This window comes from Pseudoalteromonas luteoviolacea, assembly GCF_021654285.1.
In the GTDB taxonomy this organism is placed as follows: Bacteria; Pseudomonadota; Gammaproteobacteria; order Enterobacterales; family Alteromonadaceae; genus Pseudoalteromonas; species Pseudoalteromonas luteoviolacea_J.
The window spans coordinates 95140-106818 of sequence record NZ_JAKFZS010000015.1 but is presented as its reverse complement, the minus strand read 5'-3'; the positions used below and the strand labels follow the sequence as shown (position 1 = coordinate 106818).

At 40.2% G+C, this 11679-nt stretch carries 9 protein-coding genes; 6 read left to right on the top strand and 3 right to left on the bottom strand.

Annotated features, from left to right (window positions below; all coding sequences use genetic code 11):
* Positions 1-22: 22 nt before the first annotated feature.
* Entirely contained in the window at positions 23-466 is a 444-nt protein-coding gene (locus L1077_RS15480; RefSeq protein WP_237137748.1) for an exonuclease III, read from the bottom strand.
* Positions 467-703: 237 nt separating this feature from the next.
* On the opposite strand from L1077_RS15480, the gene xthA reads away from it, so the two are divergent.
* From xthA to rlmA, 3 genes are read left to right on the top strand one after another with little or no spacing between them, the layout of a single operon-like run.
* Complete coding sequence (gene xthA / locus L1077_RS15475) at positions 704-1513, top strand: exodeoxyribonuclease III (RefSeq protein ID WP_237137746.1); 810 nt, start codon at positions 704-706, stop codon at positions 1511-1513.
* A 40-nt stretch (positions 1514-1553) separates the two neighbouring features.
* Positions 1554-2177, top strand: a complete 624-nt coding sequence (locus tag L1077_RS15470; protein WP_237137744.1) for a hypothetical protein — start codon at positions 1554-1556, stop codon at positions 2175-2177.
* Positions 2174-2983, top strand: a complete 810-nt coding sequence (gene rlmA / locus L1077_RS15465; RefSeq protein ID WP_237137742.1) for a 23S rRNA (guanine(745)-N(1))-methyltransferase — start codon at positions 2174-2176, stop codon at positions 2981-2983. The genes L1077_RS15470 and rlmA overlap by 4 nt, the downstream gene beginning before the upstream one ends.
* A gap of 49 nt (positions 2984-3032) precedes the next feature.
* Here rlmA and L1077_RS15460 read toward each other — a convergent pair whose 3' ends face one another.
* Positions 3033-6770, bottom strand: coding sequence for a M4 family metallopeptidase (locus tag L1077_RS15460; protein ID WP_237137740.1), 3738 nt, complete (start codon positions 6768-6770; stop codon positions 3033-3035).
* 243 nt (positions 6771-7013) lie between these two features.
* Between L1077_RS15460 and L1077_RS15455 the strand changes: the two genes are divergently transcribed.
* Positions 7014-7625 carry a PKD domain-containing protein gene (locus L1077_RS15455; protein ID WP_237137738.1) on the top strand — a complete coding sequence of 204 codons (612 nt, stop codon included), beginning with the start codon at positions 7014-7016 and terminating at the stop codon, positions 7623-7625.
* Positions 7626-7673: 48 nt separating this feature from the next.
* Here the strand turns inward: L1077_RS15455 and yfbV are convergent, their stop codons facing one another.
* Complete coding sequence (gene yfbV, locus L1077_RS15450; RefSeq protein ID WP_237137806.1) at positions 7674-8120, bottom strand: terminus macrodomain insulation protein YfbV; 447 nt, start codon at positions 8118-8120, stop codon at positions 7674-7676.
* Between the two features lie 152 nt (positions 8121-8272).
* Here yfbV and L1077_RS15445 point away from each other — a divergent pair, with 152 nt between their 5' ends.
* Together L1077_RS15445 and pta are read left to right on the top strand one after the other, a co-directional pair.
* Positions 8273-9472: an acetate kinase gene (locus L1077_RS15445; protein WP_237137737.1), complete on the top strand. Its 1200-nt coding sequence runs from the start codon at positions 8273-8275 to the stop codon at positions 9470-9472.
* Positions 9473-9474: 2 nt separating this feature from the next.
* Positions 9475-11619 (top strand): phosphate acetyltransferase, encoded by a 2145-nt coding sequence (pta, locus tag L1077_RS15440; RefSeq protein ID WP_237137735.1) that lies wholly within the window; start codon positions 9475-9477, stop codon positions 11617-11619.
* The last annotated feature ends 60 nt before the right edge of the window (positions 11620-11679 follow it).

Genomic DNA, 11679 nt, shown 5'->3' with positions numbered 1-11679 from the left:
TAAAAAATTGATTCTATATAGCTTACAATGCAGCTCTATGAATTTGCTGAACAAACTGCTTAACAGGTAAGTTATTACATTTTAAGCTTCTCGCTTGACCGCGATAAGTTTTAAGACTATCTAAACCTTCTTTCGCAGCTTTCATACAAAGCTCCGTTGCTACTGACGTATTTTTAGCAACTAGCTTAGACTTGCTAGGTTGATTAGCAACTTGAACAGCACTTTGCGTTTTTGCGAATGTGCGAATATCTTCACCATTGCACTTTACTGTTTCTGAAAATCGCGAGATGAATATGCCTTGCTGAGCACCTTCTTTGCGTGCAGCGCTTAGGCCTTGATTTGCAGCAACCTCACATACTTTTGAGATTGCAGATGCATTACTTGCCTTAAAGCTTTGGGCTTGAGATGCAAAAGCAGTCGAAGATGTAATAGTAATAAGTGCAGCAACAGTGAAAGATTTAAACATAATTTACCTCGGGTGAACGAATTGCTGCGCATTATATAATCAAAATTTGCGCTGTAAATGATAAAAATAAACTTTTCTGCACATTTAATGATCAATTAACATCTTCATAAAAACATTGCTTTAACGATGCAAACCTCTCTAAATAATTAACAAACAGGACATGAGTATCCGTAAACTTTTCAACTATCCTACCTGCAAAAGTGTTACACTCTTTTTTATTTAAAATGACTCTTTAATATGAAAATTATCTCTTTCAATATCAATGGTCTTAGAGCAAGACTTCACCAACTACAAGCACTTATCGACAAACATCAACCAGATGTAATTGGACTTCAAGAAATCAAAGTCCATGATGAAGCATTCCCTATCGACGATGTAGAAGCCATGGGTTATAACGTTTATTTTCATGGACAAAAGGCCCACTATGGCGTCGCTTTACTGTCAAAGAAACCAGCCAAATCTATTCTGAAGGGTTTCGCAACAGACACTGAAGAAGCCCAAAAACGAATGATCTCAGGGGTATTCGAGAGCGACAATGGGAAAGAAGTCACTGTCATGAATGGCTATTTTCCACAAGGAGATAACATCAGTCATGAGACTAAATTCCCATACAAACGTCAATTTTATAAAGATTTAATGACTCACCTCAATAACAATGAATCTCCAGAGGCTAATCTTGTCGTTATGGGCGATATTAATATTTCACCTACAGACAGTGATATCGGTATAGGCGAACCAAATATGAAGCGTTGGCTAAAAACCGGTAAATGCTCATTCCAGCCAGAAGAGCGCGAGTGGCTAAAAACACTGATGGATTGGGGATTAAAAGACACCTTTAGAGAGCTGACACCTGATGCAAAAGAGAAATACTCTTGGTTTGATTACCGCTCTAAAGGCTTTAACGATAATAGAGGGCTGCGAATTGATGTCGTGCTTGCAACAGAGAGCTTAATGGCAACCTGTACAGAAAGTGATATTGATTATGAGCTTAGAGGTATAGAAAAGCCTTCAGATCACGCGCCGATTTGGGCTACTTTCGACATATAAGCACAGAGATAGTTTGCCCTATAATGATAGGTAACACTTTATGGCAACTATACTGTTTTCTTTGTTCGCATTTGCAGTTAGTTTTGATAAAACACAACTATTAACACTACTCAAAACACCGCAAAGACAAACAGGTGTATTATGTTGTGCGCTTGTTATGGCTATTTTATGGAAAATACAGGCGGGGATCCTACCCTATTTGGATATTCATATATTGGCCATAACAACGGTTACTTTAGTGCTCGGCTGGCGACTGTCTTTAATCAGCACGCTACTGGCTTCCCTACTCCACTTAGCTTTTGCGACAACACAAGTTGACTTTTTCTCTTTTTGGTTATTAACAGGGATTTTTCCTGTCTACATCAGTTATGGTCTTTTTGTTATTTGCTACCAATACCTGCCAAAACATTTTTTTATATATATTTTTGTATGTGCATTTATTTGCGCAGGCGTTGTTGCTGCCTGTAAAATACTATTCACCAGTGTTTACTATTGGACCCTAGGTTTATACGACTGGCAAACGCTGCAATACAACTATATGTTTTACTCAGTGATCATGTGGTTCCCTGAAGCCATGTTAAATGGCATGGCCATCACATTAATGATCACTTATCGTCCTAATTGGGTTAGGACTTTTTATGATCAGGAATATTTAGATAGATGACTTTAGACTACCGCTGCCCTATTTGCTCAGAGGCATTAACACAGACAAACAACACGCTGGGCTGCATTAACCGTCATCAATTCGACTTTGCAAAAGAAGGCTATGTCAATTTATTGCCTGTACAGTTTAAACGCTCTAAACAACCTGGCGATAATCTTGATATGGTGCAAGCCAGACGTGCATTTTTCGCTACCAACCACTACCGTTTTTTACAGCAATCTCTGGCAGAGCTCATTACAAGTAAAGGCCCTAATGTCGTGATAGACCTTGGCTGTGGAGAAGGTTTCTACACTCACGCAATCGCAGATGCGGTGCCAGATTCGACCCAAGTATATGGATTAGATATCAGTAAACCAGCTGTGAAATATGCCGCAAAGCGTTATGAGAAACCACACTTTAGCGTCGCTTCAAGTAAAGACGCACCATTTAAGGACAAACAGGCAGATGTGGTATTAAGTATATTCGCACCAGTATTTGCACAAGAGTCTGCTCGTTTGTTACAAGACGATGGTACACTCATAGTTGTTGGACCTGGCCCTAAACATTTGTTTGAACTAAAACAAAAAATTTATGATAACGTGCACTTACATGAAGCGCCGGAATGTCCACAAGACTTTGAAGTGATTGAACAAACATTGGTTGAAGATAATCAGGCAGTCTCGACTGATATTGTTGAGCACTTAATTCAAATGACGCCTTTTGCATGGAAATTTAAAGCTTCTCACTACGAAGAGCTCTCTCGCAAAGACGTTCATGATATTACCTTTTCGTTTTTAATTACTCAGTACAAAAAATTAGTAAAGTGATTAACAATTAAGCCCGTATGCAAATCGCAACGGGCTTAAATGTTTTAGTTCAGCTCTTCTCTACAGTAAAGCTAAACTTCAGTGGCGCTTCTGAATTGTCTTGAGCCCACTTAAAATCTAACCCAGAGCTTTCAAAAACCTGAATATTCTCAAACACCTCAAGCACCTCTTGCTCCTCTTCATACACTGTAAGCTTGATACTTGTTATTTGTGTTTTGTCAGGAAAATCATAATCAATCGTCTGACCGTATCTTATTTCATTGTTGATCAACCACTGAAATGCCATCCCATCATGTACCTCACCTGAAGCGCTCAGTGACAAGGTTTGGTTATGTTGCTTAAAACTGATTTTTATTAAAGGCTTAACGTCAACTTTCACCAATGACTGCGCAGTAAACCTCGTTCTTCCATCGATCACCAGCGTAATCTTTGCAACGTATTCCCCAGCTTCTTGATAACGATGACTAATACTGTGTGCATTAGACTCTATAACAGTACCATCGCCAAAGTCCCAAACATACTTTAAATCAGCAGCAGCAGACTGATGCTCTGCTAAAAACTTGCATTCTAGACCATCTCTTTGACAAGAGATCTGCAAGTTGGGGTCATTTACATGAACAATATCAATGCGCTTTTCAAAAATTGGTTCTCCATCTTTTTGCAAGATATAACTTACGCTGTCTTCAGGAGACAGCGCAGTTAAAACAGTCCCCGTTTCACTGTGCGGATATTCGACGCCATTAACAACCCAAATTAAAGAATAACTAGCCGGAAGTATTTTTGAGATATTTACGATAAATTCCTTGTTTTCTTGCAGTACATCAACATCAAATTCCACAACTTCTTTTAACTCAATAGACTGTGATTTTTCGAATATAACTGAAGCCCCCTGCAAAACGAGTGATACAGTCAAATTTTTAATCCCCGTTGTACCGAAGTCATATATTAAGTAGCTATTACTACTCGTATAGTGTTGCTCATCTACTCGCCAAGCAAATCGAGCAATATTACTCGGAAGCTCGCCTTCTACCGATAATTTACATTCAGTTCCGTTTTGCTGGCAATCAATGCTTATCTCTGGTTGTGGTGCAACATTCACAGTTTTAGTCAAACGGTTAACTTCTACACCATCACGAAGTAATACTAAGGTGACCTCTGACGTCTGGTTCATTGACTTCACAATGTGATAGTCAGAAGTCACAACTTCTTCCTGCTCAAATATCCATTTAAATGTATACGCATTGCTAAACAGCTGCCTGACAGATAAATGCAAATCGTTGTTTTTTTGTTTGAAGCCAAAATCAATGCTTGGAGCAGTATACTCCCCTTCATTTAGACTCATATGTACATCTATGACTTGTGATTCATTCAATCCAGTACAGCTTGATCTTTCTTGTTGTGCAGATAAAACAAACCTCACAACAGTTTGACCAGAATCTAAGTTTTGAAATTGGCTAAGGTCATAAATAGCCTTTCCACCCAAGTCACTATGATTGATCAGCTTTTCACTATCTGAATCAAAATAGCCATTTCTATCTTTATCTAGATAGGCTGCAGTAACCACATTGCTATCAAGAGTTAGCATTTCTATATTAATAGGTGATTGCTTATACACAGGTTCGGTCAAAATGATCTCACTGACCCCTGCTTCGATTTCACTTTTTTGGCCGTTCAAAGACAGTTCAGATATAAAACGTTCTGTATTTTGCTCTGCCCTACATAGCGGAGATTCAAATAAATTCAGTAGCCGCTTTGACTCCAATTCAGTGCCATCATTAAGTTCAACATGCCATGATAATCTATGCTCCCCAGCACCCAAAACATGACGTGTAGACTTGACCTCATCCCACAGCTTAGCGCTTTGCGGAGCCCACGAAAGAAGTGACTTTTCATCCAACTTCACCTCTAGCTGAGTAATATTATCCTGCGATATTCTAGGATCATTGATGTCAAGCTGTGCTTCTCCATACATGCGCTTCACCGCTACATTAAGTTGGCTATTAACCTTCTGTGCTGCAACAAACCCGACCTGCTCAGCGAGATTAATTATATGTTGCTTGTCACGCTCATCAGCTACAGCAACAATACACTGTGATGCCTCGTACATGTCAGCTGTTGACGAAAAGCATCCTGTCATCGCTTTTAAAACCAGCCTATACGCACGTTGTACACTCCAACCATCGCTGCTTGAAATTAAATAAAACAATTTATTGAGTGCCCCTGCGCGCTGATGTGATCCCCTTGTTTGTTCATAATCTCGATAATCATCCATGCTAATGCCATCTAGTCTAGGCTTGGATACATGTCGCAAAAATGAATTAGCAAGTCTGCTATCATAACCAATACCCCAGAACTTATTATCATAGTGGTACAGCTCAGAGAAAATAGAAGTATGTATCCAGTTAGAATCTGACGGTTCAGCTTGCAAATGACGCGCATAATAATCTTTCACTGCAATGGCTGTGATATCTGCAAAACTTTCATGTAAAGCAGCGCGTTTCGCGCGAAGTTCAGCTAATTCACCTTCAAAGTTTAAATCTGAAATAATGTTGCCTGTGTTCCACTCTAAAATTGCATGTCCAATTTCGTGCGCAACTATGTCTAAAGAACTTCCATGAGGATATGGGCTCCCTATGGTTCCACCAGCATAGTTCGTAAACTCTCCGTCCCAACTACTTTGATAAAGATTGACAACATCAACGCGCTGCTTGATCTTATTCAGGCAATAGCCAGCTTCTGCATCGCAGCGGTTTTGCTGATTGGGAAAGAGCGCTTTAAAATGCCAATGTAGTGTTTGCGCAGCCACTCCTCCAAAAAAATGTCCGTCGTTAACGCCTTTAAATGCACCTTTCAAGTAATAATAAAAATAAGGATCACCATCTATACCATGACTTTCCTCTACCCCCTCAGGACATGCATAAGAATATGGTTCTGAGGCACTACCTTGATATGTTTCAACCCAATTATTCTTAAAAATACATCGGTTGTTTTCAAACTTTACAACCATTGGGTAGCCACTAAACTCGTCAAACGCGACGCTTGCTTCACCTCTAAAGTAAACATCACTTACCCTTGGATAATTAGGAAAGTGTTTTTGTGTCAGCGGGTGCTCCATAGGCAGTACCGTATTTTGACATTTTTGAGTTGTCATATTTGGTGCTTGGTGACAGTTTAAACCTAATTTATAATTACCAGTTGTTGTAGCGACTGCGTGATAGCTTTCATCATGGTGCCCTTCAAACGCGTAATGAATTGCTGAGGAGCCTAACTTCTCAAGTGTTTGGCCATCTAGAATTAAAAATTGACGACGATTCTGCTTTGACTTCATCTCAATCTGATAAACAAAATGAGGGGCTAGATCCTTATCTCCAACAATTAAACGTTCAGTATTAATAATCTCTGAAGTTGACGGGTATTCCTGATACACATGCTGAGTAACTTCTTCATCTTCAAATTTAAACTTACTGTCTACCCTCGCGGTATGTAATAGCTCCGGCTCTAGATGTGAGGTTAATCTAGTATTTCCAGAAATTAACTCTGGGACATTACCAATCGTATTTTGAAAGACCAGAGCGCTATTATATACCCGTACCCCATTCCAGTATAATTCATAATGCTCAAAACGAGTTGCGCTATCAGTTTCCTTAACTTTGTTTAATTTATACTCAAATCCGGACAATTTTAAATTGTTAGCTTGATGAATAAAGGGTAATTGTTGTTTTGCCATCGCATTATATGTAAAAGGCTGGCAAGCAAGTAAAGCAATAACAAGTCGTAAGTTAGACACTGAGACTCCTTTCTGAAGTTATTTCATCCAAATAAAACTAATAAAAAATAACCAATACTCGACAACTTATCCAGATAAAAAATCCAAAACAGGATAATATATAAACAATTTCATAATATTAAAGTATGTATTTTAAATGTCATTTAATTATATTAGATTAACAACGTTTTTGACTTGCAAATAAAGTTCAGCTCTATCATTGATAAGCAATCAATGTGAGCCTAATGGTGAAGGATTTAACTTATGTCGATCAAAAGGAATATATGTATAGCAAGTTTAATGTATTGCATACCGTACCTACTTGAAGCTCAAGAAACATCTTATTTATGGGATTTTGGAGATGGAACAACAAGTACTAATGAAAATCCGGTTCACGAATATGACAAACCTGGGATTTATACAGTTTCACTCGTAGCCTCTGTTAATGAAAAACTGAGCTATAGTAAGCAATACGAAATCAACGCCGTTTCCCCTGCCATTAAATCTATTAACTTGGTTTTGCCTGACATAATAGAAACAGGAAAAACAATACCGGCTAGCGTTTTAATCACATCAGATTATGAACTTTCATTAAACTATCTGTGGGAATTTCCAGATGGTTTATCACTTGATGGACAAGAAGTTAACATTACTCTTGATAAAGCTGGCAAGCATATTGTTAATGTGAAAGCGTATTATGAAAGCGTTTTAGTTGCACAAGACAATTTTGAGCTCAATGCCACTGCTCCAGCTAATGAGCCTACTGACCAATCAAACAGAAAGCATTCATCAGCTGCTGAATCGAGCTCTGGGGGCACATTAAGTTACATGCCCCTTTTGCTTATATTTGCCTCACTGAGGAAGAGAAAAGTGTAGATGAGGACCTGATTTTTTTAACTCTACATCTAAACGTACTTTACTATGTTATAAGTTTTCTTTGGTAAAAGCTTTGTCCATCTTTTCAAACATATCACTAAGCAACTTGGCCAGCTCACGATAAGTTGGCTTTCGTGTGCAAATATCACCTTGATAACCATGTGCAACCATTTTTTGGTATAAATCTCTATACCAAGAATTTAAAGCAGGATTTAACGACGTCTCACATCGCTTTCCTAACCATAGTAACCCTTGTACTGGAAGCGTTAGAAAAAATAGCGCAATCGCTATTGATTGAGGTAAATATTCCATACCAAGCAAGCTTGTTTGAAAAAAAACAGTAAATATCGCTAAAATTGGCATCGATTGTAAAGCTAGATCCGTAGCCCTAATCACTCTAAACTCTGGGAATAAAGGCGCGAGTTCCTTACGCATTGGCCATTCTTTGGCATATTGACGGCCCAGTTGCACTTGTGAAATAAGACTTTTCTGCATCATAACTCCTAGGTGCTAACTTTTCTCAAAAAAATAAGGTAAAATTACGGTCATTCATGTCAATTATACCTTAGTATTAAGTGTAATGCTGAATGAACTTCATCATTTAGCTTAATACGCAACTACTCTTATTGTCAAAACGGAAAGTCATTATGTCATCGTCGCATGTTTTGGTCCTCAATTGTGGCAGCTCTAGCCTCAAATTTGCAATCATAGACTCGAGCTCTGCAAAAGAGCATTTATCCGGGTTAGCGGAACGCTTAGGTGAAGAATCACCTCAAATCAAATATAAAGTTAATGGCCAAAAGCACATTATTTCTCTATCTAATGGCGAGGCCCATGAAGTCGCCATCAACAAACTAGTTGAACTAGTAAAGTCGTTAAAGCTCGATCAACAGCTTGTTGCTGTTGGACACCGCGTTGTGCATGGTGGTGAACACTTCACCAAATCAGCACTTATAGACGACACAGTGCTTGAGGCAATCAAGCAAACAGCAACACTTGCACCTTTACACAACCCAGCTAACCTGCTGGGTATTGAAGCGGCCACGGAAGCATTTTCAACACTTCCTCAAATTGCTGTTTTTGACACAGCTTTCCATCAAACAATGGATGCAACCGCATTTTTATATGCATTACCGTATGAGTTATACGAAAAACACAGTATCAGACGATATGGTTTCCACGGTACCAGTCATTATTACGTATCGGCTCAAGCCATCGAACAATTAGGCTTAGGTGATCAATCTTCAAAAGTTGTTACTGCGCACCTTGGTAATGGATGCTCTGTTTGTGCGGTTAAAAATGGAAAATCAGTAGATACCAGCATGGGCTTAACGCCTTTAGAAGGCCTTGTGATGGGCACTCGAAGTGGTGATATTGATCCGGGCTTGTTTGCCTACCTAGTTAACCAGCTTGGTTATTCTGCTGCGCAAATCGACACATTATTGAATAAAGAAAGCGGTTTACTTGGCATAAGTGAGCTATCAAACGACTGCCGTACAATTGAAGAAAGTGCTTCCCAAGGTCATGAAAAAGCAAAACTTGCTTTAGACATATTCTGCTTCAGACTTGCAAAGCAAATTGCGAGTTTTGCAGTACCGCTTGGCGGGATTGACGCCTTAGTATTTACAGGTGGGATTGGTGAAAACTCTGATGTGATCCGTGCAAGCGTTGTCAACCAGTTAAGCTTCCTAGGCTTCCAGTTAAACAATGAGCGAAACTTAGCAGCAAGATTTGGCAGCGAGGGCGTAATTACTGAAGGCTCATCTACGCCTATTGCCATGGTTATACCAACTAATGAAGAACTTGTTATTGCACAAGATGCGGCAACACTTGCTGGGGAGCAATAATTATGGGTCGTAGGATCATGCTTATTCCAATCTCAACTGGGGTTGGATTAACATCTGTTTCTGTCGGTTTGGTGCGAGCTTTAGAGCAAAAAGCTGTAAAAGTTAACTTTTTCAAACCAATTTCTCAGCCCAGAAATGCTGATGTCGGCCCTGAGAAGTCGACTTTAATCATCAAGCAAGGTTCATCAATAAAGCCCCCTACACCTTTCGAATTGCATTATGCAGAGCAAATGATTGGTGATGGTAAAGGCGACGACCTGCTAGAGGAAATAGTAGAGCGCTTTGAAAGCAGCGTGCAAGATGATGAAGTTGCCATCATTGAAGGTATGGTGCCAACACGTAAGCAACCTTATGCAGGTCGTGTAAACCGAGAAATCGCCCAAACATTAGGCGCTGATATCGTGTTTGTCTTAACGCCTGGCAACGATACCAACGACCAACTTGAAGACCGCTTAGAAATTGCTTCTGGTAACTATGGCGGTATAGATCATGCGAGAGTACTCGGTTGTATCTTCAATAAGGTCAATGCACCGCTTGATGAAGATGGACGCGCTCGTGCTGATTTGGTTGATCAGCATGAACCAGAACAACTTGAAAACGAGATGAATCGTTTGGCTTCACTGCCTATCTTCCGCAAACATCCGTTTATGTTACTTGGCGCTATACCTTGGGATTTCGATCTTGTTGCGCCACGAGTAAGAGATCTGAGTGAATACCTGCAAGCCGAAGTCATCAATGAAGGTGATATGGCTCACAGACGTCTGCGCCGTGTTACGTTTTGTGCACGCACAGTGTCTAACATCCTGAATCATTTTACGCCAGGCGCCCTTTTAGTGACTCCAGGCGACCGTTCAGATATTTTGGTCGCTGCATGCCTATCAGCTATGAATGGTACAAAATTAGGGGCAATTCTACTGACTGGAGGCTTTAAGCCAGAGCCACGTATCATGGAGCTGTGCGAGCAAGCAATGAATACCGGCTTGCCAATCCTTGCAACAGAAGCAGATACATGGAGAACATCGTTATTACTGCATAACTTCAATATGGAAGTACCTGCGGACGATGAACAACGCATTGATAAGGTGAAGCAACACAACGCAGATCATATCGACCCAGATTGGCTAGATAGTTTGTCACAAGGCGTTGCTCGTACAAGAAAGCTATCCCCACCGGCATTTAGATTCATGCTGACGGATCAAGCGCGTAGAGCAAACAAAACCATCGTATTACCAGAGGGTAATGAGCCACGCACAATCAAAGCGGCGGCAATCTGTGGTGAGCGAGGCATCGCTAAAACAGTCTTACTTGGCGATAATGAAGAAATCCAACGTATCGCAGCACAACAGGGCGTGGTGCTAAACGAAAACATCACCATTGTTGACCCAAGCCAAGCGATTGATAAGTATATTGCACCTATGGTTGAACTGCGCAAGAACAAAGGACTAACCGAAGTCGTTGCAGCAGAACAACTGCAAGACAACGTCGTACTCGGTACTATGATGTTAGCTGAGAATGAAGTAGATGGGCTTGTATCAGGTGCAGTCAATACAACTGCAAATACCATTCGTCCTCCTTTACAACTAATAAAAACGGCACCAGATTCATCGCTAGTCAGTTCTGTGTTCTTTATGTTGCTACCTGATCAAGTACTCGTTTACGGTGATTGTGCAATTAATCCAGATCCAACCGCTGAGCAATTGGCTGATATCGCTATTCAATCTGCTGATTCAGCAGCTGCATTTGGTATAGAACCAAAAGTTGCTATGATCAGTTACAGTACAGGGACTTCAGGCCAAGGGGCTGATGTTGATAAAGTAAGAGAAGCAACTGAATTAGCACAGCAAAAACGCCCAGATTTAGATATCGATGGCCCGTTACAATACGATGCAGCGATTATGGAAAACGTCGCGCGTAAAAAGGCACCAAATAGTAAAGTCGCAGGCAAGGCAACTGTATTTGTATTCCCTGATCTAAACACAGGTAATACAACATACAAAGCAGTGCAGCGAAGCGCAGAGCTCATCAGTATTGGTCCTATGCTTCAAGGGATGAGAAAGCCTGTGAATGACTTAAGCCGTGGAGCACTCGTTGATGATATCGTTTATACGATTGCATTGACGGCAATCCAAGCGGCTCAACGTACTTAAATAGCCTTTCTTAACGCTATCAAGGGAGTAGGCAATCTCTACTCCCTAAATAAAAAGGTT

Bases quoted from the DNA above. Each gene is read 5' to 3' on its own strand.
- rlmA (WP_237137742.1), top strand. From the start codon at position 2,174: ATGACTTTAGACTACCGCTGCCCTATTTGCTCAGAGGCATTAACACAG.
- L1077_RS15470 (WP_237137744.1), top strand. From the start codon at position 1,554: ATGGCAACTATACTGTTTTCTTTGTTCGCATTTGCAGTTAGTTTTGAT.
- xthA (WP_237137746.1), top strand. From the start codon at position 704: ATGAAAATTATCTCTTTCAATATCAATGGTCTTAGAGCAAGACTTCAC.
- yfbV (WP_237137806.1), bottom strand. From the start codon at position 8,120: ATGCAGAAAAGTCTTATTTCACAAGTGCAACTGGGCCGTCAATATGCC.
- L1077_RS15455 (WP_237137738.1), top strand. From the start codon at position 7,014: ATGTCGATCAAAAGGAATATATGTATAGCAAGTTTAATGTATTGCATA.
- pta (WP_237137735.1), top strand. From the start codon at position 9,475: ATGGGTCGTAGGATCATGCTTATTCCAATCTCAACTGGGGTTGGATTA.
- L1077_RS15480 (WP_237137748.1), bottom strand. From the start codon at position 466: ATGTTTAAATCTTTCACTGTTGCTGCACTTATTACTATTACATCTTCG.
- L1077_RS15445 (WP_237137737.1), top strand. From the start codon at position 8,273: ATGTCATCGTCGCATGTTTTGGTCCTCAATTGTGGCAGCTCTAGCCTC.